Below are 25,232 nucleotides of genomic sequence, written 5' to 3' on the forward strand. Positions count from 1 at the left end.
TTGGGGCCACCGTGGTCGTCGTTGGGGCCACCGTGGTCGTCGTTGGGGCCACCGTGGTCGTCGTCGTAGGCGGCTCGTCCGGGCCTGAGATGGTTGTCGTGGTGGTTGGAGCCGCGGTTGTGACGGACCCGCCGCCCGAGGTAGTGGTCGTCACGGCCACGGTGGTCGTGGTCGCGGCGACAGTCGTAGTTGTCGTCGGCTCCTCGGGGCCCAACACCGTGGTGGTGGTGGTCGACGCGTCATCCGGGCAATGCGGACCCTGGTCGAGTTCACAGTTGTAGACGATCCATTCGTCATCGATCAGGTCATCCGGAATCGGCACGGGATCGCTGACATTCCCATCCTCGTCGATGGTCACCATGAAGCCTTCGGGTACTTCGGTATCGCCCACGCCTACCGAGCCTTCGATCACAGCGACCGTGGTGGACCCGTCAGGGTTGAGGATCACTGCATAGACCGTTCCCTGAACCGACGCGGTGGCGGTCGGGGTCTCGATGTCGAACCGGCTGGCCGCGTCGGTGAGTTCGGTGACGCGGTTGTAGGTGTTGCCCGAGGTCTGCTCGGCCTCGATCACCTTCGACTGCTCGTCATTGTCAAGGATCGCCATCGTCACGATCTTGAAAGTGGTGTCGTGGTCGAGGCGGGTCACCGAACCGTCGAACCATTCGATGGCGGCGCGGCCGTCGGCAGCCGTCCGCACAGTCGAACCCTCGGTGAGAATCTGGCCCTCAGACCCCGCAGAGAAGGTGGTGTCATCAACGCTCACTTCGACGGTGCCCGAGAAGACCCTCAAGGTTGCCGTAGGCGCCGAGTCCCCACCCCCACCGCCAAAGCACGCGGAGAGGAGCAATACGGCGAGCAGCGCCGTACTGGCGAATCGAACAAGCCGAACCAGACGAGTGCTTTCCCCGCGCAACGCCGCCCCTCCTTGAAGGAGCGATTATGGCAGGTTCCTAGGGATTAGTAACGCGAAATCTCGAAATCAGGTGGCGAGCCCGTGGCGGCGACGCGAAGCCCAACCCACCGCCACCAGGCCGGCGATCGCGAGGAGCACGATGCCGACGCCCGGTCCGCCGGGACCACCACCGGGCAGCCGCAGCGGGACCGCCCCGTCGAGGTTGCAGCCCCCCTCCACGACATCGAACGGGACGATGTTCGACACCAGGTCCTCGCTGGTCACCTGCAATTGCACGGGACCGACGATATTCCCGAAGATCTCTGTCGCGAACTCGCCCCCGTTGGCCCCGAAGGTCGGCCCGGTCTCGTCGTAGAGGATGTTGTCATCGGTTCCCTCGTCGACATCGGCGAAGGTCACGTCCTGATTGGTATCGACCACGTTCCCGTAGTCATCGACAATGAAGCCGTTGAAGAATTGCGATTCGCAATAAGGAAGATCGTTGACTGCTTCCGGATACAACTCGATGTCCTCCGCAGGGCCAGGCACGACCTCGAGGAACGCCGAGTCTTGGTGGCCCTCGTAGGTGCCGACGATCTCGTACATGCCGGCGGTGGTGGGGCCGCAGAAGTCGCCGTCGCAAGGCTCTCCGAGCTGGATTTCGCCGAAGGCCGCCGCCAGCGGAACGCCACTTGCAACGAAGATCTCGCCCTGACCCTCCCCGAAGAACGGATACGCGACATAGTCGGCATCCACGAATCCCAGGAAGTTGTCCCCGGCATCGAAGGCCCCCGCGGTGTACTTCCGGGACTCGCCGGCTTCGATGGTGAATTCCGCGGGCGCTATCACGATGTAGGAGATCGGCGGCATCGTCGTGGTGGTGGTCGTGGGGGCCATCGTCGTGGTGGTGGTCGCCGCGGTCGTCGAAGTCGTGGTCGGTGGGGGTGGCGGGTTCGTAGTCGTGGTCGTGGTCGGTGCCACCGTGGTGGTGGTAGCCGCGGTGGTGGTCGTCGCAGGAACAGTCGTGGTGGTTGTGGTGGGCGGTTCCTCACAACCAGACAGTCCATCGAGGTCACATTGGTTGAACAGGATCCAATCACTGCCCAAGAATTCGTCGGGAATCGGCTCCAACTCGCCGATGGTGCCGTCGGCGGCGATCGTCACCATGAAGCCCGCCGGCACCTCGATCTCGTCGTCACCTGAAGTGACCACCACTGAACCCTCGAGCACCGCGATGGTGATCGACCCGTCGGCATTGAAGATGACGGCGTAGATCGTTCCCTGCACCGAGGCCACCGCCGTCGGGGTTTCGACCGCGAAGCGGCTCTCGGAATCGGTCAGTTCGGTGACCCGGTTGTAGGTGTTGCCGGATTCCTGGTCGCCTTCGATGACCGTCGACCCCTGGTCGTTGTCCAGTATCTGCAGAGTCACGATCGTGAAATTGGTGTTGTGGTCGAGCCGGGTCACCGACCCGTCGAAGTACTCGATCGCGGCACGCCCATCGGCACCCGTGCGCACCGTGTCGCCTTCAGAAATCGTCTGTCCGTCGGAACCGGCCGCGAACTGGCCGTCGGTCCCCACCTCGACGCTGCCGGCAAAGACGCGCAACGTGGCCACCTGCACGTCGGGATCGCCGCTCGATCCCCCGCAGGCAGCCAGGACGAGGATGAACGCGATCCCCAGAAGGTGGAGATTGCGGATTCCGTGGGTGGCCTGACGACCTATGGGTGGCTCCTTCGTCTACTCCGGCATTGTCGCCGACTGGGTGCGCTATCGGCAAGCGCCGCGCGATTCCTTTAGCGATCGGAGAGGTTTATTAGCGTCGGACGATGCTCAAGACGCTGGTAGCGGTCCTGATCGTCGTCGCGGCATGCAGTGCGCCAACAGTCGACGCCGATCCGACCACACCGGAGGGACGTTCCGCAAGAGTTGCCGCGGTGCTCGATGGCGACTCGGTGAGAGTGGTCGTCGACGGCGCGACGACGGAGGTCCGACTGCTGGGAATCAACGCGCCGGAGGTCGACGAGTGTTGGGCCGACGAAGCCCGCACGGCCCTCCAGAACCTGCTCGAGGACGAGATCACGCTCGTCGAGGACGGTGCGGACCAATTCGGACGGACCCTCGCCCACCTTCATTCGGGCGGGCGACACATCAACCTGGCGTTGGTGGAGGCGGGGGCGGCGATCGCCCTGGCAACGGAGCACCCCGACTTCGCCGCTGCCGAGCAAGCCGCCTTCGAGGATCGGCTGGGGCTGTGGTCGCCGACCGCATGCGGACCCGCGGCCACGCTCGAGGTTCACATCTCAGAGGTGTCCTTCGACGCGCCCGGACCCGACGACGAGAACCAGAACGGCGAATTCGCCGTGGTCTCCAATGAAGGGCCCGAAGCCGACCTCGGGGGATGGTGGATCCGCGACGAGTCGTCCACCCACCGCTTCCGCTTCCCCGACGGGTTCGTGCTCGGCACGGGCGACCGGGTGATCATCCGCTCGGGCTGCGGACAGGACGGGAGCGGCGAGCTCTACTGGTGCGCCAATGGCCCCGTCTGGAACAACGACGGCGACATGGCAATGCTGCTGGACGCCTACGGAAACGTAGACGACCGTTGGCGATACGAGGGGTAGCAAGAATCAAGTAGCAAGTAGCAAGTAGCAAGAAGAGAAGTGTGACCCTTTCTTGCTGCTTGATTCTCGCTACTTGCTACTCCAACTACCGTCCCTCGGGATGGAGCCCATCGACACTCTGGGACGGCCGCTCCGGGATCTACGGATCTCGGTGACGGATCGGTGCAACTTCCGATGCACCTATTGCATGCCGAAGGAAGTGTTCGGCCGCGACTACGAGTTCCTCGCCCGCGACCTGCTGCTCTCCTTCGAGGAGATCGTTCGGGTCACCCGGGTGTTCACAGGGTTGGGGGTCCGCAAGGTGCGGCTCACCGGCGGCGAGCCGCTGCTACGCCGTGACATCGAGACGCTGGTGGGCATGCTCGCCGAAGTGCCCGGCGTCGAGGATCTCACGCTCACCACCAACGGCTCGTTGCTGGAGCGCAAGGCGGAGGCCCTGGCGGCCGCCGGACTCGACCGGGTGACCGTGAGCCTGGACTCGCTCGAGGACGCCACTTTCATGGCGATGAACGACGTCGGGTTTCCCGTGGCAAGGGTCCTCGCCGGCATGGACGCCGCCGAGGCGCATGGCCTGGGTCCGGTGAAGGTGAACGTGGTGGTCAAGCGAGGTGTCAATGATCACGAGGTCGTCGACATCGCCCGGCATTTCCGGGGGACGGGACGGATCGTCCGGTTCATCGAATACATGGATGTCGGCCACACGAACGGCTGGCGCATGGACGACGTGGTACCCAGCGCCGAGGTCCAACAGGCGATCGCCGCCGATGCCCCCTTCGAGCCGATCGCTTCCAACTACCCGGGAGAGGTCGCCAACCGCTTCCGCTACCTCGACGGTTCGGGCGAGTTCGGGGTGATCGCCTCCGTCACCCAACCGTTCTGCGGATCCTGTACCAGGGCCCGGCTCTCGGCGGAAGGGTCCCTGTTCACCTGCCTGTTCGCCACCGGCGGCCACGACCTACGGGCGCTGATGCGGGGAGGGGCTTCCGACGAGGATCTACACAGCGCGATCGCCGGCGTATGGACGGCCCGCAGCGACCGCTATTCGGAGATCAGGTCTGAGTCGACCAGCGGCTGGCAGAAAGTCGAGATGTCCTACATCGGCGGGTAGGAGCGGCTCTATGGCTCGGACCAGGGCGAACGCGTCAGGCGGTGGCCGGCGTTCCGCGAGGATTCAGCGGGAAGCCCCAGGATGGTGTCGCTGCAGACCAAGTCAAAGTGAGTGAGCCCATCGATCTTGCCCCAGATGCCGATGCCTGACACCGGGCGAAATGTCCGTCGGTCATGTACCGAATCTAAAGGTTCTGGTTAGTATCGGTACATGACTGACATGGGAACGCCGCCTGGATCGCGCGACCTAGCCGACTGGTTGTTGGCCCGTGGTCGGCATTGGGTGACCACAAGCGAGGCCGCCAAGCTGCTCAGCATCCCGAAACCCCATGTGGCGCCTTCGCTGGCCCAGTCGCGCCGACGAGGACACCTGTTCAGCCCGACGAAGGGATTGTATGTTGCCATCCCGCCCGAGTTCCGCTCTTGGGGTGCTGTTCCGGCAGCCCATTTCGTCGATCCGATGATGCGTCACCTCGGCCACGACTACTACGTCTGTTTGCTGTCGGCGGCTGAGGTGTACGGGTTCGCCCATCAGCATCCTCAGGTATTTCAGGTGATGACGCCAACGCGGCTGCGTGATCGGGTGTTCGGGCGGGTCCGTATCGAGTTCATCACCTCCGTTCGCACCTCGGATCGTCCCGTGGATGCCGTCAACACCCCGACCGGCACGATGCGTGTCTCCACTCGAGAAACCACCATTCTCGATCTCGTGTCCTTCCCCCAGGCGAGCGGAGCCTTGTTCAACGTTGCCACCATCATCGGAGAGATGCTGGCCGAGAAGGTTGTCGATGTTCCTCGTCTTGCCGAGGTCGCCGGCGACTACCCGGCCTCCGTTGTTCAGCGAACTGGGTGGCTCCTCGACTACATGGCTGCGCAGGTCAACGTGGCCGCGGACACTGAGCCGCTGTTGCCCCTGGCGTCCACGCGGACTACACCCACGGCCCTCGATCCGGGCTATGGGCGATCTGGGACGCTTGATCGGCGCTGGAACGTCATCATCGCCGAGTACCCGGACGAAGAGTCGTCGTGATCCCCCGAGCGGCGATCACGGCATGGGGCACCACGGTGCCGTGGCCCACCGTCGAGCAGATCGAGCAAGACCTGCTGCTCTCCCGTCTCATCGTCGAGATAGCCAACGACGACTACCTCGGCAACGAACTGGTGTTCCGAGGTGGCACCTGCATGCACAAGCTCCACGCCCCCGAGCCGCTGCGCTACAGCGAGGACCTCGACTACGTCCGCAGCACTAGCGGCGGGATCCGAGAGCTCACTGGGGCCGTTACTCAGATCGGGAAGCGGCTCGGCATGGAGGTGAGAACGAGGCTCACCGAGCACCCCAAGATGTTCCTGCGCGCGCACTATGAAACCGGGACAGGTCCAATGAGGATCAAGATCGAGGTCAACACCTTCGAGCGCTCGCCGGCGCGCCCGCCCGTCAAGATCCCGTTCCAGGTGGACTCCTCCTGGTTCACCGGCGGTGCCGAGGTGCTCACGTTCATGCTCGATGAGGTCATTGCCACGAAGATTCGAGCTCTGTTCCAGCGCTCGAAGGGGCGCGACCTGTTCGATCTCTGGCTAGCCCTGACCCGGCTCGGCGTGCCGGCGTCATCGATCGTCGAGGCCTTCGGCCCCTACCGGCCCCACGGGTACACCAGACGTCGTGCCGAGCTGAACCTGCGCGAGAAGGTGAAACGAGCAGCCTTCCGCGAGGACATCCGCCCGCTGGTGAGGGCCTGGCCCGCGGGCTACGACATCGACGCTGCAGCTGAACTCATTGTGGCCGACATCCTTGCTCTGGTCGAGTAGTCGAGAGTCTTCGAAGCGAAACGACGACAACACCCATGGAGATGTCCTACATCGGCGAGTGGAAGAGTCAAGGATCATGAGCCGAGAAAGTCACCAAAGCGGTTACCGTCATGTCGTGGATCCGTCCGAACGCGCCCGAATCGGCAAAATGACTCATCCGGTTCGGGGCCTCCTTCACGGGACCGCGGCGCTCGCCGCGCTGATCGGAGCCCTCGCCCTCACCAGCAATGCGCCTGACGGCGTGGCCCGGAAATTGTCGTTGCTGGCGTTCGGGATCAGCCTGGTCGCGCTGTTCGTCACGAGTTCGCTGTACCACTCGATCCCCTGGGACCATGTGTGGAAGAAGCGCATGCAGAAACTCGACCACACGATGATCTATGTGTTGGTGGCGGGAACCTTCACACCGATCGCGGTGATCGTCCTCGAGGACTGGGCCCGATGGACGATTCTGGGGCTCCAGTGGGGCCTCGTGGCCATCGGGGCGCTCTACATGTTCATCGCCAAGCCGCCGCGGCATTGGGTTTCAGTGGCGTTGTCGACGACTCAGGGCTGGCTGGCGGTGTTTCTCCTCGGACCGCTGTCGAGCCGGCTCCCGTGGACCGCGCTGTTGATGATCGGTCTGGGCGGCGTGCTCTACACAGTGGGGATGGTGTTCCTGGTGACGGGACGACCCCGGCTGTGGCCAAGGGTCTTCTCGTACCACGAGGCGTTCCATGTGCTGGTGGTGGCGGCGGCCGCGGTGCACTTCATCGCCATCGCCCGCTGGGTGTCGAACTACGGGGTCTAGGGGGTGAGCCGCCTTAGGTCGCAACCATCCCCATGCGGCGCTCGAAGATCTCCGCCTTGCGAAGCACGGTCGCCGGGAACTCGATGACCTTCTCCTGCAGCTCACGTGCCCGGGCTGACAGCCCGGTGAGGTTCTCGATCCCCCAGTCACGGATCAGCGGGACCAGCACTCGATCGTGGTGGATCCGAAGGTTGTAGACCCCCGCCCGTGCCATTTCTACGGCCCGCCGCACGAACCCGGGGATCACGATGCCTGGCATCGCGAAGTTGGTGAACACCCGATACATGGCATCGAGCATGGTCTCCGGATCGGCCTCGAGTAGAGCCTCGGTCACCCCGCGGTAGAACAGGAAGTGGTGGTTCTCGTCGGTGGCGATCCGCGCCATGATCCCGTAGGCCACCTCGTCGTCGGCGAGCTTTCCGGCATTGCGATGGCTCACCCGGGTGGCCAACTCTTGGGCCGAGGTGTACACGAAGATCGCCGCCGGGTCTGGGAAGCCGGTGCTGTGCCCGGCCTCCATCGTGAGCAGGCGGTCGTCCTCGAGCAGTTTCGGGTCGCAATTGCGCGAGGTCAGAAGGTAGGAGCGGAGGGCGATGGAATGCTGGGCCTCCTCGGATGTCCACATGTGGGTCCAGCGACCCATGGCGGATCCCTCCGGCATGTGGGAGGCGATCTCCGCGTGGTAATAGGGCAGGTTGTCTTCGGTCAGCAGATTGAGAACCAGGGAAGTACGAACCTCGGGCGAGAGAGAAGCGTCGGCCTCCTGCCACGGCTCGGCGACGAAGTTGCGGCCCTTCTCCCAGGGGACGTACTCGTGGGCGTACCAGTGCTCGCGGCGTTCCTTGTGCTCGGCCATGAGGCGCTCGACCGTGGGTTCGACGGACGCGATCAGTTCGGACTGCTGCTGGTCGATCATGGTGTGCCCCTTCGGCGCCCCGGACGGGGTCAGGCGTCCGTAAAGACATTAGTGCCGGCACGGCTGATCACCGCACTCCCATGGCGGTGGGACTAGGTTTCGCCCCCACTCGGACGGGGGGGAGATGCGAGCGAGAGCGGCAGTACTGGCACTGGCCCTGGCGGCCTGCGGCGGCAGCGGGGCGAGCACCACGACCGGAGCCCCGGGGACGACCGCCGGCACCCAGACGACCACCACTGGCGCCCCGACGACCACCGCCGCTGCGACCACCACCACCGCGGACAGCGGCCCGGTTGCAGTCGTCGCGGTAGTTCCCTATCCGCTGGAGATGGCGGACTTCGCCAGCAATTCTGCCCCTGACCTTGGGGTGACGATGGCCCTCGTCACCGGCAGCCCGCTCAAGGCGATATTCAGCGCCACCGACGAGTTCCCGGGAGACTGCCTCGGGTTCACCATTTGGAGCCCCGACTTTCTGACGCAGTACGCCAACGGCCACGTTGACATCAAGCCCGACGGTTGTGAAGGCGCCGAAGTCGTCTTCGGCGAGGACGAGATCGTGATCCGCACCGGACGCACCATCGTCGTCGAGCTGGGCGATCTCCCCGACGCGCCGTTCATCCCCGCATTCCAGGTGCTCGATGCAGGATTCCAATCGGGCTTCTACTCGCGGCCCCTGCTGATCCCGGCCGAGCCCGACGAAGTAACGGACCTCGGCCCCGGCCTGATCGTCAACGTGCTGGGCGGCGAGAATTTCGAGATCGGAGCAGACGGGGCATGGGCCGTCGCCGATTTCCCCCCGGCCCAGCCCGGCATCTGTGAGCCTGCCGGCGGTCTCGTGTGCCTGAACGGGGACCGATTCCGAGTCGAGGTGAAATTCGCTACGGGCGGAGCGACCGACCCGGTGAGATTGATCACGAGTCAGGATGACACCGGCATCTTCTATTTCTTCGATGCGGACAACTACAACCTCATCATCAAGATCTTGAACGGCTGTTCGGTCAACAACCACTACTGGGTGTTCATCGGGGGACCCGTCGGCACCGATGCCGATGCCGACGTGACCATCGAGGACACCAACTCCACCGACGAGGCCACCTACGAGTATCGACCGAGCAGCGGGCCGGTCATCATCGACACCGGGGCCTTCGCCACCTGCCCGTAGGAGGGCCGACAGCCAACAGCCACCAGCCAGACGCGTACGAGCGGCCATCGTGTCTCTACCCCCGGAGGGGGGAGTACGGGAACCCTCTGGGTTCCTTGGGGAGGGGGGCGCCCAGACCAAACCCCCCACAAGAAGCCTGGACCCCCTCTTGCTGGAGGCGGAAGGCGGAAGGCGGAGGGCCTGGCTCTTACGTCACCAACCGCTCGGTGGCCGACTTCATCTCCATGAACAGGCGGAGGTAGTCGGGCCCGCCCGCCTTGGCGTTGGAGCCTGACATGTTGAATCCCCCGAAGGGCTGCACCCCCACCAGGGCGCCGGTGATCTTCCGGTTGATGTACAGGTTGCCCACATGGAACTCACGCCGGGCGCGTTCGATCCGGGTGCGGTCCTTCGAGTAGAGGCCGCCGGTCAGGCCGAATTCGGTGCCGTTGGCGATCTCGAGGGCCTCGTCAAAGTCACTTGCCCGGATCACTGAGAGCACCGGGCCGAAGATCTCGTGCTGGGCGAGCCGGGCGTCGGGGGCGACGCCGGCGAACACCGTCGGCTGGATGTACCAACCGCCGTCCCGGTCGATCGCCGCCCCGCCGGCGACGACCTCCGCTTCCTTGATGCCCTTGGAGATCTCCCCGAGGATCGCCTTGTGCTGGGCGGCGGAGATGACAGGCCCCACAGGGAGGTTCTCCATCGGGGGCCCGACCTCCAGCACCGCTGCACCTTCCACCACGAGGTCGAGCACCTCGTCGTGGATGGCGTCGACGAGGATCAGCCGAGAAGCCGCCGAGCACTTCTGGCCCTGGAACCCAAAGGCCGACCGGACCGCATCGGCGGCGGCGGCCTTCAGGTCGGCCGTCTCGTCGACGACCATCGCGTCCTTGCCGCCCATCTCCATGTAGGCCCGCTTGAGCCACTTCTGGCCCGGGTGCACCTTGGCGGAGCGCTCGGCGATCCGTAGCCCAATCTCCTTCGATCCCGTGAAGTTGATGAATCGCGTCTTCGGGTGGTCGACGAGGAAGTCGCCCAACTCGCCGCCTGAGCCGGGCACATAGTTGATGACCCCGGGCGGGATTCCCGCCTCGGTGACCATCTCCATCCACCGGGCGCCGATGATCGGAGTGTTCGACGCCGGCTTGAGCACGAGGGTGTTGCCCGCGAGGACCGGACCTATTGCCATGCCCACCAGGATCGCCAAGGGGAAGTTCCACGGCGGGATCGCCACCCCCGCCCCCATCGGGATCAGGTGTGACTCGTTCTCCTCGCCAGGCACCTGCACCACCGGCAGCGGCTCGGCGAGACGCACCGCCTGCCGGGCGTAGTAGTCGACGAAGTCGATCGCCTCGGCGACGTCAGCCTCGGCCTCGAGCCAGTTCTTGCCCGCCTCGAAGGTCTCGATGGCGGCCAACTCGTACTTATGGCGGCGCATGATCTCCGCGAGCGCCACCCCGCAGCGAGCACGATCCGCCGCGGACCACGACGCCCAGCCGGGGAACGCATCCCATGCTGCGCCAAGCGCCTGCCCCGCCTCGTCGATCCCGGCGGCGGCGACGGTGCCGACCACCTCATCGGGGCGCGCCGGGTTCACGCTGGTGATCGTCGATCCCGTTTCGACCGCCTCGCCGCCGATGGTCAGGGGGTACGACGCCCCGAATCGTGCCGCCACCCCGGCCAGGGCGAGCTCATACGCCGCCCTCTTTGCCGGGTCGGAGAAGTCGGAGTACGCCTCGGGGAAATAGGGCGGGAACATGGGGTCAGTATCGGCCTCGCTGCGCTCGGCCCGCAAATGGCCTCGCTCCGCTCGGCCCGCGATACGCAATGCGCGACGCGCAACGCCAACTCTGGCCATGGACCTCTCTGGCTATCGACTATCCACGATCGGCTCCATTGACTGGTCGCTCCAATCGCGGATGTGGTCGTCTACTCCTTGCAGGACTACTCGTCCAGCGATGAGGAAGAGGATGAGGGTGGCGAGGGCGACTTCTCTCGGCAGGCCGGCCACGGTGACGATGATGCCCCAGGTGAGCGGGCCGAGGAGGGTGGCGAATCGGCCAACGGTGGCGTACAAGCCGTAGAACTCCCCCAGGTGGCTCGGCGGCGAGATCCGCTGCATGTACACCCGATCGGCTGCCCAAGTGGCCCCGAGTGCGAGCCCGCCCAGCGCGCCCAGGGGCCACGCGAGTGCCTTGCTGCCGGCGGCGCCCGCCACCACTCCGATGACCATGGCGACCATCCACGCGTAGAGCACACCGTGAAGTATCCGTCGAGGCCCTAGCCGGTCCACCAGGCGGCCCCCGCCGTACCCTCCGACGATCGCCATGGTGATCGCCACCGTCAGCAACGCCTGCAGTTCACCGGAGGTGAAGTCCAGTTCCTCCCTCGCGTAGATCGTCAGGTAGCCGCCGATCAGGGTGTTGATCGCATCGGTGTAGAGGAACCTGCCGACCAGAAATCGGGTGACCCCTTCGTAGGTGCGGGCGAGACGCCACGAGGCAACCAGCCGTCGGGCACTCGATCGGAGAGAAGGGGGCGCCCCTGTTCGTCGGGGCCGGGGCCGCTCGCGCACCCACAGGAAGGTGGGGATGGCGAAGAGCGCAAAGAGCACGGCGAGGACCTTGAACACCGCGGCATGGCCCTCGGAGTCGAGCAACAGAGCGCCCACCCCGACCGCGATGAACGAACCCAGGTATCCGATCGCAATCCCCGCGCCGGAGACCCGACCCACGTTCTCCGCAGTCGATACGTCGGGAAGCAGCGCGTCGTAGACGACCGAGCCGAGGTTGACCCCGACCAGGGCGATCGAGAACAAGACCAGCGAACCGACCACGTCGACCGACGCGAGAAAGAACGTGGGGATCACCGCGAGCACGGTCATCGGGATCAGGTATCGGATCCGTCTGCCCCGGTGGTCGCTCCGAGCACCGATCCACGGACCGAGGATGATGACCACGATCATCGCCGCGTCGACTGCCAGGGTGAGAGCCAGGTCGGCGGGATCCCCCCGACTCAGCCAACTCGGGAGCTGCGGGAGACGGCCCTGGTTCTCGGTGAGCCATTCGGCGAAGAACAGCGAGCCGACCCCGAGGGCAAAGATGGTGTTCGCCAGGTCGTAGACCGTCCACGACGCGACACTCAGTCGTCCGGGTCGCCAGGCGGGTTGCACCCGGCGACGGTAGACAGCCTTCAGTCTCCAGTCACCAGCAGGAGGGCCTTCCGCCTTCAGCAAGAGGGCCATCCGCCATCAGGAAGCAGGGAGCAGGACGCAGGAATCAGGGAGCAGGCCTTACGCGCGGCGCTCGCCTTGCCGTCGCAAGCCGAAGCGTCAGGCGGCTTGGTCTTGGGCGTGGTCGTGGTGGCAGGAAGGGCAATCGGCGACAGGGCACGCGCCTACCTCGATGGCCTTCAAGCCGAGTCGAGCTAGCCACGCCTCGACCGGTGTCTGTTCGCTGAGCAGGAGCCTGGTCTGATTCTTCATGTCTCTAAACGTATGACGAGGGTGTGACAGAAAGGGGTTCCCCGATTTTCGCGCTCTCGAAACATGAGGCCTCGCTCGCTCGGCGTCTCACCCCGGCTTCCGGGGGGAGTACCCGAAGGGGGAGGGGGGCAGCTGACCCTTCGAGAAGGACTGGACCCGTTCTTGAGAAAGTCGCCGGAGTGCTCGCAGGGTCCGCTGCCCCCTCCGTCACCGCCGAGGACGGCGATGCCACCTCCCCCGCCGAAGGACGGCGGAGGAGGACGCTCTCGCTGGAGACTGGAGACTGGCGACTGGAGACTGGGGACTGCCTACCCCGCCAGGATCGCCTCTACCTCGTCGTCGGTCACCTGGGCGAATTCCTCGTACCACTCGCCCACTGCCATGAATCGCTCGGGTTGGCGAGGGCAGACGATCTCGTCGACTTCGACGCCGAGCCGGGCGACCGTGGACGGCGGGCCTACCGGGATGGCGCACACCAGAACCGAAGGGCGGAGGCGGCGCAGATAGCGGAGAGCAGCCTGGAGGGTGGCGCCGGTGGCCACTCCGTCGTCGACCACTATCACGGTACGCCCCTCGACCTCGAGGTCGGTGGCCCCGAAAGCCTCCTCTCGCTGCCGGAGCTTCGCCATGGCCTTCTCGACCGCGGCGGTCAGTTGGGCCGCGGAGATGCCCAAGCGTTTCACGGTTATCTCGTCGATGAGGGTCACCCCATCGGGAGCGACCGCCCCGATGGCGAACTCCGGGTTGCCGGGCGCGCCCACCTTGCCGGCCACGACCACCCCCAGTTCGCCGCCTAGCGCCTCGGCGATGGGCCGAGCCACCGGCAGACCCCCGCGGGGGACACCCAGCACGATCGGCCGTTCGCCTGCGTGGTGTGACAGCAGCTCGGCGAGGATCAGTCCGGCCTCGATCCGATTGCGGTATCGCTTCACCCGACCGAGGGTACCGGCCTCCTGTAGACACCCGGCCAGAGGGGTACGCTCGCCGGATGCGACGCCTCGTCCTGGTCGCCAACCCCGCCGCCTCGGGATTCACCGCCTCACTCCACCGGGAGGTGGTGTTGATCCTTCAGGCCGGCTTCATCGTGACCACCATCTGGCCCGACGGGGCCGACGAGGCGCGTGCCGCCGCCGCCGAGGCTGCGGCTGAGGGTTACGACGTCGTCGTCGCCATGGGTGGCGACGGTGTCGCCCATCAGGTCGCCAACGGACTGATCGACTCGAACACTGCGCTGGGGGTGGTGCCGGCCGGGACCACCAATGTTCTTCGACGAATTCTCGGGCTCCCGGCGAAGCCGCGGCTGGCGGCGGAGGCCATCGCCCGATCGACAGGATCGCGTCACCTGCCGACGGTCCGGCTCGACACGATCGGGCCTGACGGACCGGCGACCCGGTTCGCCACCTTCGCCGCCGGCATCGGTTTCGATGCCGCGGTGATCCGCGAATCCGAACGGCAGCCGATCAAGAAGGTGGGTGCCGGCACCCTCCACTACATGCGAAGCACCGTGCGCACGGTGCTCAGCGGTTACCGGCGCCGCCTCCCCACGCTGCGGGTGACGGTCGATGGGCGTTCGACTGATGCGGTGTCAGCGATCGTCCAGGTGCACGACGACTTCACCTACCTGGGTCGAACCGACCTCAGCCTGGGCGAGCCGCCGCCGGTGGCGGTGAGCATCCGCCGGGTGACCGCTGGCCGGCTGCTCAGCCTGGTGGTTCGAGCGGCCCGCCGTCGACCCGTCGACAGGGTCCGCGGGGTCCGGGTGTGGACCAACTTCTCAGGCATGACCGTCGACGCCGAACCGGCCGAGTGGATGGAGGCCGACGGCGAGCTGATCGGGAAAGTCACCCGGCTCGAGGTGACCCCGGAACCGTCGCGCCTGCTCGTCGTCGCCTGATCGGGTCACGCCAGTCGGGCGGCAACCACCTTGGCGTCGGCCAGTCGCCTGACTCCGTCCGCGTCGAGCACGCCCAGTTCCGTCACGATCGAATCGAACGACACGAGCCGAACCACTTCGAGCATCGGTGAGACGAGGGCGGCGGCGGAGGCCCGGTCGAACAAGGGAGTGGGCAAGGCCTTGTCCGCGCTGGCGAGGACGACCGCATGTACCCCGCGGTTTGATGCCTCCTTCGCCAGCGCGCCAGTTCCGGCCACGGTCACGGCGGCGTCGGGGCCGAGAGCATTGGCACCGACGAGCACCAGGTCGACGGCATAGAGGGCTTCGAGGACCATCGAGTCGTCGACGACCTCGACCGTGAGGCCGGTGCTGTTCAGGTCTGCGGCCATCAGGTGGCCCTCACCGCTGCCGGAAGAAGCTGAGCAGACCACCCTGATCCCCTTGTCCCGAGCGACTCCAAGCGCGGCCCGAACCGAGGAGGAGCCTCCGTAAGTGAGCACCGACCCCCCTTCGGGTATCAGCGCCGCCCCGACGGTCGACAGAATCTCCAGCGATGCCGCGAGACGCTTCTGGAAGCCACGCGCCTCGGCGGCGACCACCGCCGGGCCATCCTCGATGGCCAGGAGGACCGCGTTCGCCAGCGCGACGAGGGGCGCCAGCGCCGGTTGCCGTTCGACGATCTCGTCGGCGATCGCCTCGATGGCAGCGGGATAGCACTCCGGGGCGTACCGGTTGAGGGCCTCGACGAAGTCGGCGAGATCGGTGGCGGCGTGAGATCCGATCTCGGCCGCTCCTCCCTCCGGCGCCCGCAACAGCGACCCGAGGCGCCGGTAGGAGGGCCAATCGAGCCAGTCGGTCATTCGGGTGCCACCGCCAGGATCTCGGATTCGGCCATGGATGCGTCGACCGTGAGACCGGCCAACACTGCCGAGAGTGAAGCACGCTCCCAGATGATCTCTCGTAGCGGCGCCCCAATCCGGGCCTGGAATTCCACGTCGAGGATGTCGGCCGCCGCCGCCTGCCGCTCCGGCACCACCGCCGCACCGGGCTCTCGGGGTACGACCCTTTCCATCGTCTCGATTGCCCCTCGGAGCTCGGCATCGAGTCGGGCAGGGCTGAAGCTCTGCCTGATCCGTGTACCAAACGGACCGCCGGCATCTGCCGAGAGACGGAGGATCAGCTGATCGAGTGACCGTCGCGCCTCCTCATAGACCGCCACCGTCGGCCCGTGGAGGGCGAGTTGGGTGACGGCGGTGGCACGGAAGCCCTCCCAGCGCTTCTCGAAGTCGAGGGAACCCCCCTTGGTGACACCGGTTGCACCCGCCAACGCCCGGGTGGCCCGGCGAATGTCCTCGACGATTCGTCCCAAATGAACCTGCTTCTCGTCGAGTCGATCACCGAGGTGCTCGACCAACGCCTCGATGCCCATCGGTTCGCCCGATGGCGGCGCGGCGGCGACTTCGAACACGACCGGATGAGAAATCCCGTCGTTGATCAGCAGTTCGATCAGGTGGGCCCGCACCATCTCGCGTTCATCGACGGCCACCGTGTCGATCTGATTGAGCACGAAGATCAACCGGTCGGCGGCGCCGGCGTTGGGAGCGATGAAGTCCTTGTGCACCACGGCGTCGGCGTACTTGATCGGATCGAAGACCCAGACACCCACGTCGACCGCGGGGAGCAGTTCTTCGACCCGGCGACGGTGGGCGAGAATCATCGAGTCGACATCGATCATGTCGAGGACCGCGAGGTCCGCAAAGCGATCCTGGGCGACCCGATTGCCGATTTCGAGGCGGTCGAGTAGCAGGCGCAGCGAAGACTCGGCGTCACGGGGAATCCACGCCAGCGGCTCGGTTGTGTGCGGGCGCACCGCGCTCGCCGATGCCACCCGCCGACCGGCGAGCGCATTCAACAGGCTCGACTTGCCGGCCCCCGTCCCCCCGAGCAGCGCAAGCACCAAGGTCGATCCGAGGTGACCCACCCGGCTCCGGGCCGAAAGGGCCGACGTCCGCGCCGCCCGCAGGTCGTCAGGGTGGAGGTGATCTCGGGCCAAGCCGACTACAAGGTCGAGTCCGTCGACGATCGACACGACGTCGGTCATTCGCCTCCCCCGGCGACGGTCATCTTGGCGAGCAGCCCATCGGGCGATCCCGCCCCGGCGCGTTCGAGGAACCGCATCGAGTCGGCGTAGATGATGCCCTTCAACTCCTCTTCGAGACGCCGGCGGGCGGCGACGACGATGCCCTGGTGACGATCGAGGAGGCGCGCCGCCTTGCGGTCGGGCCTGAAACGGGGATCGACCGCGGCTCGGCGGATGGTGTCCACCAATCGGTCCCGCTTCCGGCGGCGGACCGACCGCCCCGAAACCTCCTGGGCAAGGCTCGGCAGGTCGGCCGTCCACCATTCGAGCCGTTCTCGGGCCGCAGCGGGAATCTCCGGGCTGTGCCCGAACATCTCCGCGTCGAGCCGATCGGATGCGAGAGCCTCCCACCGCTCGGCCACTGTCCGTGCGGCGCGGCCGGCACGGCGGGCAGCCCCGGACGAGAGCGCGGCCACGAACGCCTCGCGGTCGGTTCCCGTCTCGGCAAAGGCGCCGCTCCGCAGGTCGCGCACCATTTCCGCGGCGGCGCGGCCATACGCGATCCGGGCGGGGTCGATCAGCGAGATGCGCCTGGTCTCGGCCGAGATCAGCATCTCGCGCAGTCGTGACAACGAGACGGTCAGCCGACTCTCGGCGGACGCCAGACCTTGCCGAACCAAGGCTGATCGCGCCGATGGGTCAACGAGTGCCTCCAACTCCTTGCGGATCCCGGCAATCCACTCACCGGGAAGTCCTCCGCCGTCCGGCGACACCGGGCCCTCGGTGATCGTGACGATGAGTTCGGCGTCCGGACGCACGAGCAGGCCACGCCCGGCGAGCTTGTCGGCGTAGTCGGCCACCAGAACCGAGCTCAGTTCGGTGCCTGCCGGCACCCGGTTCAGCACGAAAACGGTGGGAATGCCCCGATCGCGGGCACGGTCGGCGAGCTCGATCCCGGCTGCGTCTGCATATCGGCTCGAACCGGCCACCAATAGACAGGCGTCGGCGACGGAGAGGATCTGCCCGGCGATCGAGTCGCCCTCGTCGTCGAGCACGCCAGGGGGCGGGGTGTCGACCAGCACGATGCCTTCGGGTGGCGGTCGCAGGGTGTCGACGAGGCGGCCGGGCAGTCGCCGCCGCAGCGCGTCGAGCGTTGGGGGAAGGCGCGACCCGGTCCACGCCACCGGCTCGGTGGTCGTGGGGCGACGAGTGCCCTCGGCGCTGATACGGCGGCGGGCGATCGAGTTGACGATGGTCGACTTGCCACTGCCCGACACCCCCACCACCGCCACCACCACGGCGCCGTCGGGATCACGCAGGCGGGGGACGAGGTATTCGGTGACCATCCGGCCGGTGTCGAGACGAAGTCGTTCGGCCCGCTCACCGAGAATCGAGAGGTCGGCCTGGCCGAGGGCTTCGCCGATCCCCTCGAGCCGGTCCGGTGACAGAGCGTGGTCGGGCATGCGGCGATTGTGGCATGGAAAGAGCCGGACGGCCTGCGGCCTTCCGCCAACCGCCATCCGCCAACCGCCATCCGCCATCCGCGGGAGCCTGCCGACGCGTCGCGCATTGCGCATCGCGGCCGAGCAAAGCGAGGCCTCTTCCCAATCGCCAATCGCCAATCGCGGCCAAGCAAAGCGAGGCGCATCGCGTTCTTGTCACACCCAACACATATGTTGCGGTCATGCCCCAAACAGGAGGAATCGAGTGACCGTGGCGCTGACCGTTGTGGCCGCAGTGGCGGTCGTCGGAATCTTGCTGGCCCTCGCCATCGTGGTGCGACGCGCCCCGATGCCTGAGACCGTCAGCCCCGAAGAAATCCGGGCGCTCCACTCCGATATCGGTCGCCTGATGGGCCGGGTGGAGATGGGGTTCGAGAACAGCGCCCGCGACTCGTCCACGGTCCGGTCGGCCATCGACCTGCTCACCCACGACTCGGGCAGGCGCGGCACCTGGGGTGAGGTCACCCTCCGCCGGCTGCTCGAGAAGGCGGGCCTGGCGCACGGCCTCGACTTCGACACGCAGGTGGTACTCCCCGGGGGCCGACCCGATGCCCTCATCCATCTCGGCGACGGCGGGTCCATCGTCATCGACGCAAAGGCCCCCCTCGATGACCTGCGACGCGCCGTCGATTGCGACGACGACGCTCGCGCCGGCCACCTGAAGGCCCATGCCACCGCCGTTCGCCGCCATGTGAGGGAGCTGTCGGGCCGCGACTATCCGTCGCGGCTTCGCACCACCTTTGCACCGGTGGTCATGTACCTGCCGGTCGAAGGCGCGTGGGAGGCCGCACTCGACGCCGTACCCGACCTCGGTTCCGAGGCACTCGCGCTGGGCGTTCATCCGGCATCACCCCGAACCCTTGGGCTGGTTCTCGAACTCCTCAAGCACCACGCGCTCACGGTGAATCAGGAGGCGGCGACGCGAGAGGTTCTCGAAGACACCCGGGAACTACTCGGACGCCTCGACAAGCATGCCGAGCACCTCACCAAGCTGGGGCGAGCCCTCGGTGGGGCAGTGGAGGCGTACAACCAGGCGGTCGGGAATGCGGCCACACGGGTTCTTCCGGCAATTAACCGCATGGCCGACCACCTCGGACGCCAGGCGGTCAAGTCGCCTGCGCCAATCGTCGCCCTGCCCCACCCCGAGCGGGTCCCGGTGTTCGATGCGGACCGGGTCGCCTGAACGGCCGTTTCTGGAAAGCCACGGTTCCAGGGACTCGCGGTCGTAACCTGACGCCGCCGACCAACGGGGCGCCAACTGTCACAACTCACCGACCACCTTGCAGGGTCCCAGACCCCAGGAGATCGCGCCTTGTGATTCCCGGGACGACCATCAACACCGCCGAATCGGCAGCGACTCAGAAGCTGTTGGAGGTGATGCGGCTGCGCGATCGTTCCCTCGCCGACCACGGACTGCGCGCAGGCCACATGGCGGCCGCCATCGCCGCCGAATTGGGCGGCACCACCGACGAGGTGGACCGCGCCTACCTCGGCGGCCTTCTCCACGATGTCGGCAAACTCGGCATCCCTGAGGCCATCCTGTGGAAACCGGCCGGCCTCGACTCCACCGAATGGAAGGTGGTGCGCAATCACCCGCAGGAGGGCCACCGCCTCGTCGTCGACCTCACCCATCGGGATGTGGCGGCGGCGGTGCTGTATCACCACGAGCGGTTCGACGGCGAGGGTTACCCGCATCGGGTGGACCTGACCTCGATACCGATGCCGGTGCGCATCGTGCAGGTTGCCGATGCCTACGACGCGATCACCTCCGATCGCCCCTACGCGCCAGCGCTGCCCCCATCGCTGGCGGTCGAAGAGATCAATCGCTGCGCCGGAAGCCAGTTCGATCCGGACGCGGCCCGGGGCTTGTCAAAGCTGCTGGAAGCGAGGCTCGATGGGGCGACGATCACCCTTCCCGGAGCGAGTGCCCCCCTGCCTGCCGACCCCTTCGACAAGATCCAAGAATCAAGAGTCAAGAATCAAGATTCGGTCAGCACACTCCTTGACTCTTGATTCTTGGCTCTTGGCTCTTGGCTCTTGATTCTTGACCCTTGACTCACTCCAACAGCTTCGTGGTCGCCTGGCCCTCGGCGCATTCGTCGAGCAGGGGACACCAGCGGCACCACGGGCCTGCCACCCGGTCGAGGCTGCGCCCGTCGGTGAAAGCCTCCCGCAGGACCGCGACCATATTCGCCGTCCTGGCTGCCGTCTCCTCGATCCCCGCCCGGGTGGGCACCTCGTCGACCCGCTCGCCGCTCCCTACCGAGATGGCCTCGACCTTGCCCGGGATCTCTCCCCGGTCAAGCGCCCACAGCAGGGCGTAGAACGCCAGCTGAACGCCGGGGTCACCGAGGCCGCCCGTCTTCCAGTCCACTAGACGGACACCGGCGACACCTTCATCGAACACCGCATCGATCCTCCCCCGTAGGAGGACTCCTGCGGCAGGAGTGGCTTCGAGATCCACTTCCGCCCCCTCGAAACCCTCGGTGCCCATCGCCTTGAAGCGGTCGTAGAGCTGACCGACCTCTTCGATCACCCCGGCGAGGGCACTCGGCTTCAGCCCGAGCGCACTCAGCTTGGGGTTCATCCCGCCGCCGATCTCCTCGCGGCAGGCAGACTCGAACGCATCCGCCGCGATCGGGCCGCCGCTCAAGTGCCGGGCGAAGATGCGGTGGGCCAACCCGCCGACGAACGACACCCTCGACTCCGGGCCGTACACCCCTCGCATCCTCCCGGCGGCCTGTTCGGGACAGCGTTCGAAACTCACGTAGGTCGTCGCCGAGATCACGAGGTCCTCGCCGGGAGGCACCTCCGGGAAACGAATGGGAGGGTCGAGAGCCACTGCTGCGGATGGTATCCACCTCGGACTGCCTTCCCCGGGGTGGGCGAAGCAAGCACGACCCATCCTGTCCCGAAGACACCGCCTGGATCACGCATCGGGTTCGGGTTGACTGTTTTCGACCCCGGGTACAATCGGCATTCCCCCGCGGCATCGGAACCATGCGACCACCCCTACGGATCACGCTGATCATTGCCGCCGTGCTTGTCATCCTCTGGATGTGGCTCGGTGTCGTCTTTGCCATGGACCGGGTCAGCGATGGGGGCGAGATTCTCGGCCGCGTGACGATCGGCGACGTCGCCGTCGGCGGCCTTACCGAGTCCGAAGCCCGCCAGGCGATCCTCGGTATCGAGGCCGCGCTCGGCGCCGAGCCGATCGCGGTGCGGGTGCAGAACACCACTTTCACCCTGGTTCCCGCCGACGTCGGCTACGACATCGACGAGGCGGCTGTGGTCGAGGAGGCGATGAAGGTTGGGAGAGACGGTGGCCTGATTCGCGACATGCAATGGTGGCTCGGCAATCTTGTCGGCTCCTCCACCAGCGCCGTCGACGTACCTGCCACCTATAACCGGGAAGCCCTGATGGCCGTCCTTCGCTCCTGGGAAGCGCAGGCCATCACCGATCCGTCCACCGAGGGTGGCATCGTGGTCGAGGCAGGCCAGGTGAGCGCCGTCTACCCGAAGTCGGGCACCGGGTTGAACTTCGAAGCGACCGCCGACCTCATCGAGGCGGAGATCTTCGGCGGCCGCAACGCGGTAGTGGCGCAAACCGAGTTTCGTGTCCCGGTGCTCACCAATGACGAGATCGACCTGCTCGTGTCACGAGCCCAACTCATGGTCGCGCAGCCCGTCACCCTCGCCAAGATCGTGCCGCAGACCTCGCTCACCTTCCCCCGCGAGGTCCTCGCGTCGTCCATCGCGACGCGCCTGGTTGGCACGGCAGACGACCCGGAGATCGAGCTCTTCTTCCAGATCGGGCCGCTGGTGCAGTACCTCAACCCCATCCGAGACCAGGTCGAGACCGATCCGGTCGACGCCCAGGTGGTGATTCGCCCCGACGACATTCCGATGATCCTCCCGGGGAGCAACGCGGTGGAAGTCGACGACCCCGCCCTTCCCGACGCGATCATGCGCGCCGCCACGTCGGTGACCAGGACGGCTCCCCTGCCGGTCAGGGAGGGCACTCCCCCGTCCTTCACGACCGCCGATGCCGAAGCCCTCGGCATCCGCAACCTCCTCTACACCGCCACCACCTTCTTCACCGCTGGCGGCGACTTCAAGAACCAGAACCGCATCGTCAACATCCATCGGATCGCCGACGAAGTGAACGGTGCAATCGTGATGCCGGGGGAAGTGTTCTCGCTCAACGAGCACGTTGGACAGCGCACCCTCGACGACGGATACCGGGTGGCCGGGGCGATCATCGGCCCCATCGTGTACTGCTGCGACCACCCCGCCAACGTCGGCGGGGGCGTCAGCCAGTTCGCCACCACGATCTACAACGCGGTGTTCTGGTCGGGTCTCGACGACGTGGAGCACACGCCCCACAGCCTCTTCATCACCCGGTACCCGATGGTCCGGGAGGCGACGCTCGGCTACCCCACCCCCGACGTGAAGTTCCGCAACAACACAGAAGCCGCGGTCTACATCAAGACCGAACACACCGGCGACAGCGTCAGCGTGAAGTTCTTCGGCGACAACGGGGGAATCACTGTCACCGAGGAGGTGTCCGAACGATCCAACTTCACCGATCCAGTGGAGTACTTCGAGCCCGATACCTCGGTTCCTCCGGGTTCGCAAGAAGAACGCGACGACGGCAGCCCCGGATTCACCGCGACCGTGACCCGCACCATCACCTACCCCGATGGCCGCGAACCCAAGGTGCAAAGGTGGACATGGACCTACCGCCCCTTCCCCATCATCATCGCGGTCCACCCATGTGAGTTGCCGCCCGATCACATCCAGTACGACGCATCGGTCGAATGCCCCCAGCAGGTGCCCGACCTACGAAACCTCACACGCAACCAGGCCAACAACGCGTTGCAGGCCGTGGGCCTCGTGATGCGCGTGGCCAACAACACGGTGCCGACCGACGACCCTGAGCGCGACAACACCGTTCATAGTCAGAGCGTGCCGGCGGAAACCTGGCTCGACCCGGGCAGTGAAGTCGTGGTCACCCTCCGCGTCTACGAGGCGCCCGACGAACCCGATCCGTAACGGATCGGGAACCCGGGCCTCAGGAGGCGGGGTCTGCCTCGTCGTAGAACACGAAGAACTCGGTCACCACTTCGCTCGCGGCCGACAGGGTGCCGCCATCCCACCCGCCGTCGCGTCCCACCACCACCTGGTTCGAGGCTATGAAGACATGGTTCACGCCCTCGACCCCCTCGAAGAGGCGGGCAGCGAGCTGTCCGGGGAAATCGTCGGAGGTGTCACCGGCAGAGGCGTAGCTGGACCCATCCTGACCCGTGATACTCCGGTCGGTGTCGATGATGGCGACGCCGTCGAGGACCGTCGTACCGAGCACCTTGATGGTCTGGCCCATTTGACTCCCCTTCGTATTGCTGGTCGATCGTAAGCGGTCCCGTCGCCCCCCCGATCAGGTGGGCCGGGAACCGCTCGGCACGCCCGACGACTCACTGCCGATTACGTGCAATTTGAGCAGGTTCGTGGCCGCTTGCTGGTTGGGAGGAATGCCCGCCGCCATCGCGATGCGGTCTCCTTCCACGGCGAGGCCCTTCTCGAGGAGGATCCTCTCGGCCTCGGCGATCATCTCATCGGTGGTGTCGAACCGCCCGAAAAGCAGCGGGGTCACCCCCCACACGATCGCCAGCCGGTTACACACCGTGGGAATCGAAGTGAAGGCGACGATCCGGGCGTTCGGCCGGTAGCGGGCGACCAGCCGGGCTGTGTCCCCGCTTTCGGTAAATGCCACCACGGTGTCGAGGTGGAGGCTGGCCGCAGTATCGGCGACCGCACCGGCGATCGCCGCCGGCACGGGGTTGTCACCGACGAGCTCAAAGGCAGGCGCCGCCGGATAGCCCGGGCTCGCCTCGGCTTCGCGGCAGATCGCCGACATCACCTCGATCGTCCGCACGGGGTATTTACCGATGGCGGTCTCGGCGGAAAGCATCACCGCGTCGGTGCCGTCGAGCACCGCGTTGGCGACGTCGGTGACCTCGGCGCGAGTGGGGCGCGGTGACGAGGTCATCGACTCGAGCATTTCGGTGGCGGTGATCGATACACCCCCCACGGCATTGGTACGGGCGATGATTTCCTTCTGAATCCGCGGCAACGGTTCGAAGCCGATCTCCACCCCGAGGTCGCCGCGGGCCACCATCGCTCCGTCGGCCGCAATCACGATCTCGTCGAGGTTGGCATAGGCCGCGGCCCTCTCGATCTTGGCGATGACCGGCGTGTCGCCGGCGAGGGCCTTCACCTGCCGGATATCGGCACCCGATGTCACGAACGAGGCTGCGAGGAGGTCGACCCCCAGTTCACGGCCGAACGCCAGGTCCAGCTCGTCTTTTTCGGTGATCACGGGCAGGCCGGCCCCCGCCCCGGGGAACGCCACCCCTTTGTGGTCCGAGAGGGTGCCGCCCTCGATCACCTCGGCGACGACCCCGGTCTTGTCGACATCGCGCACGTTGAGCACGACCATGCCATCGGCGAGCAGCACCCGCTGGCCCTCCTGAGGAGAGACGGCTGCGAGATGCTGCACCAGGATCGTTCCTTTGGTGCACTCGCCGACGCCGTCTTCGAGCCGAACCCGGTCCCCGGCCCGCAACTCGATCGAGCCCCCGGGAAACGTGCCCACCCGCACCCGGGGACCCTGGATGTCCTGCAGCACCGCCACCGTGCGACCCTGCTCCTTGGCGGCTGCCCGCACCGCGGCGAACAGGGACGCGTGGGTTTCGTGGGTGCCGTGGGAGAAGTTGAGACGAGCGACATCCATGCCCGCCGCCACCATTCGTGAGATCACCTCGGGTGACGAACTGGCCGGCCCCAGCGTGGCGATGATCTTGGTCTTGCGGGCCATCGGACCAATCTAGGCCGCACCGCCTTCCGCCTTCCGCCTCCGGGCGGCCTCCGGCCGGCCACGCCTTCGGGAATCCGGGCTGGTAGTAACGCTTCGTCCGATATCTACCCTCCCCG

General features: G+C 66.4%; 22 protein-coding genes. 10 read left to right on the forward strand and 12 right to left on the reverse strand.

Annotated features, from left to right (window positions below):
• Together WD184_08880 and WD184_08885 are read right to left on the reverse strand one after the other, a co-directional pair.
• Nucleotides 1-793: FecR family protein (locus WD184_08880; protein MEX0826846.1), on the reverse strand; the 793-nt coding region annotated here is incomplete at its 3' end.
• A gap of 189 nt (nt 794-982) precedes the next feature.
• On the reverse strand, nt 983-2,503 hold the full coding sequence (locus tag WD184_08885; protein MEX0826847.1) for a FecR domain-containing protein: 1,521 nt from the start codon (nt 2,501-2,503) through the stop codon (nt 983-985).
• A 221-nt stretch (nt 2,504-2,724) separates the two neighbouring features.
• Here WD184_08885 and WD184_08890 point away from each other — a divergent pair, with 221 nt between their 5' ends.
• From WD184_08890 to WD184_08910, 5 genes are all read left to right on the forward strand, one after another.
• Complete coding sequence (locus WD184_08890; protein ID MEX0826848.1) at nt 2,725-3,519, forward strand: lamin tail domain-containing protein; 795 nt, start codon at nt 2,725-2,727, stop codon at nt 3,517-3,519.
• A 100-nt stretch (nt 3,520-3,619) separates the two neighbouring features.
• Nucleotides 3,620-4,627, forward strand: coding sequence for a GTP 3',8-cyclase MoaA (gene moaA, locus WD184_08895; GenBank protein ID MEX0826849.1), 1,008 nt, complete (start codon nt 3,620-3,622; stop codon nt 4,625-4,627).
• A 210-nt stretch (nt 4,628-4,837) separates the two neighbouring features.
• Complete coding sequence (locus WD184_08900; GenBank protein ID MEX0826850.1) at nt 4,838-5,656, forward strand: type IV toxin-antitoxin system AbiEi family antitoxin; 819 nt, start codon at nt 4,838-4,840, stop codon at nt 5,654-5,656.
• Nucleotides 5,653-6,432: a nucleotidyl transferase AbiEii/AbiGii toxin family protein gene (locus WD184_08905; GenBank protein ID MEX0826851.1), complete on the forward strand. Its 780-nt coding sequence runs from the start codon at nt 5,653-5,655 to the stop codon at nt 6,430-6,432. Before WD184_08900 ends, WD184_08905 begins: the two co-directional genes overlap by 4 nt.
• Before the next feature lie 115 nt (nt 6,433-6,547).
• Nucleotides 6,548-7,219, forward strand: coding sequence for a hemolysin III family protein (locus tag WD184_08910; GenBank protein ID MEX0826852.1), 672 nt, complete (start codon nt 6,548-6,550; stop codon nt 7,217-7,219).
• 13 nt (nt 7,220-7,232) lie between these two features.
• Here the strand turns inward: WD184_08910 and WD184_08915 are convergent, their stop codons facing one another.
• Complete coding sequence (locus tag WD184_08915; GenBank protein MEX0826853.1) at nt 7,233-8,135, reverse strand: acyl-ACP desaturase; 903 nt, start codon at nt 8,133-8,135, stop codon at nt 7,233-7,235.
• Nucleotides 8,136-8,259: 124 nt separating this feature from the next.
• On the opposite strand from WD184_08915, the gene WD184_08920 reads away from it, so the two are divergent.
• Entirely contained in the window at nt 8,260-9,297 is a 1,038-nt protein-coding gene (locus WD184_08920; protein ID MEX0826854.1) for a hypothetical protein, read from the forward strand.
• A 187-nt stretch (nt 9,298-9,484) separates the two neighbouring features.
• Here WD184_08920 and pruA read toward each other — a convergent pair whose 3' ends face one another.
• The 3 genes from pruA to WD184_08935 all read right to left on the reverse strand — a co-directional run bounded on the left by pruA (nt 9,485) and on the right by WD184_08935 (nt 13,695).
• Entirely contained in the window at nt 9,485-11,038 is a 1,554-nt protein-coding gene (gene pruA / locus WD184_08925) for an L-glutamate gamma-semialdehyde dehydrogenase (protein MEX0826855.1), read from the reverse strand.
• Nucleotides 11,039-11,149: 111 nt separating this feature from the next.
• Complete coding sequence (locus WD184_08930) at nt 11,150-12,451, reverse strand: MFS transporter (protein MEX0826856.1); 1,302 nt, start codon at nt 12,449-12,451, stop codon at nt 11,150-11,152.
• A 620-nt stretch (nt 12,452-13,071) separates the two neighbouring features.
• Nucleotides 13,072-13,695: a phosphoribosyltransferase family protein gene (locus tag WD184_08935; GenBank protein MEX0826857.1), complete on the reverse strand. Its 624-nt coding sequence runs from the start codon at nt 13,693-13,695 to the stop codon at nt 13,072-13,074.
• 56 nt (nt 13,696-13,751) lie between these two features.
• Here WD184_08935 and WD184_08940 point away from each other — a divergent pair, with 56 nt between their 5' ends.
• Nucleotides 13,752-14,657, forward strand: coding sequence for a diacylglycerol kinase family protein (locus WD184_08940; protein MEX0826858.1), 906 nt, complete (start codon nt 13,752-13,754; stop codon nt 14,655-14,657).
• A gap of 5 nt (nt 14,658-14,662) precedes the next feature.
• Here WD184_08940 and WD184_08945 read toward each other — a convergent pair whose 3' ends face one another.
• The 3 genes from WD184_08945 to WD184_08955 are packed head-to-tail and all read right to left on the reverse strand — an operon-like array spanning nt 14,663 to nt 18,200.
• Nucleotides 14,663-15,517: a hypothetical protein gene (locus WD184_08945; protein ID MEX0826859.1), complete on the reverse strand. Its 855-nt coding sequence runs from the start codon at nt 15,515-15,517 to the stop codon at nt 14,663-14,665.
• On the reverse strand, nt 15,514-16,758 hold the full coding sequence (locus tag WD184_08950) for a GTPase (protein ID MEX0826860.1): 1,245 nt from the start codon (nt 16,756-16,758) through the stop codon (nt 15,514-15,516). Before WD184_08950 ends, WD184_08945 begins: the two co-directional genes overlap by 4 nt.
• Nucleotides 16,755-18,200 carry a GTPase domain-containing protein gene (locus WD184_08955; protein ID MEX0826861.1) on the reverse strand — a complete coding sequence of 482 codons (1,446 nt, stop codon included), beginning with the start codon at nt 18,198-18,200 and terminating at the stop codon, nt 16,755-16,757. The genes WD184_08950 and WD184_08955 overlap by 4 nt, the downstream gene beginning before the upstream one ends.
• Nucleotides 18,201-18,444: 244 nt before the next feature.
• Between WD184_08955 and WD184_08960 the strand changes: the two genes are divergently transcribed.
• Together WD184_08960 and WD184_08965 are read left to right on the forward strand one after the other, a co-directional pair.
• Nucleotides 18,445-19,422 (forward strand): DNA recombination protein RmuC, encoded by a 978-nt coding sequence (locus WD184_08960; protein ID MEX0826862.1) that lies wholly within the window; start codon nt 18,445-18,447, stop codon nt 19,420-19,422.
• Nucleotides 19,423-19,553: 131 nt separating this feature from the next.
• On the forward strand, nt 19,554-20,252 hold the full coding sequence (locus WD184_08965) for an HD domain-containing phosphohydrolase (protein MEX0826863.1): 699 nt from the start codon (nt 19,554-19,556) through the stop codon (nt 20,250-20,252).
• 43 nt (nt 20,253-20,295) lie between these two features.
• Here WD184_08965 and WD184_08970 read toward each other — a convergent pair whose 3' ends face one another.
• Nucleotides 20,296-21,081 carry a PD-(D/E)XK nuclease family protein gene (locus WD184_08970; protein MEX0826864.1) on the reverse strand — a complete coding sequence of 262 codons (786 nt, stop codon included), beginning with the start codon at nt 21,079-21,081 and terminating at the stop codon, nt 20,296-20,298.
• 158 nt (nt 21,082-21,239) lie between these two features.
• On the opposite strand from WD184_08970, the gene WD184_08975 reads away from it, so the two are divergent.
• Nucleotides 21,240-23,294: a VanW family protein gene (locus WD184_08975; protein ID MEX0826865.1), complete on the forward strand. Its 2,055-nt coding sequence runs from the start codon at nt 21,240-21,242 to the stop codon at nt 23,292-23,294.
• Nucleotides 23,295-23,313: 19 nt separating this feature from the next.
• Here the strand turns inward: WD184_08975 and WD184_08980 are convergent, their stop codons facing one another.
• Both WD184_08980 and pyk read right to left on the reverse strand, forming a co-directional pair.
• Nucleotides 23,314-23,622, reverse strand: a complete 309-nt coding sequence (locus WD184_08980) for a hypothetical protein (protein MEX0826866.1) — start codon at nt 23,620-23,622, stop codon at nt 23,314-23,316.
• 54 nt (nt 23,623-23,676) lie between these two features.
• Nucleotides 23,677-25,116 carry a pyruvate kinase gene (gene pyk, locus WD184_08985; GenBank protein MEX0826867.1) on the reverse strand — a complete coding sequence of 480 codons (1,440 nt, stop codon included), beginning with the start codon at nt 25,114-25,116 and terminating at the stop codon, nt 23,677-23,679.
• Between the last annotated feature and the right edge of the window lie 116 nt (nt 25,117-25,232).

The sequence above is a fragment of the Acidimicrobiia bacterium genome (assembly GCA_040878325.1).
Classification (GTDB): Bacteria; Actinomycetota; Acidimicrobiia; order Spongiisociales; family UBA11373; genus JAUYIV01.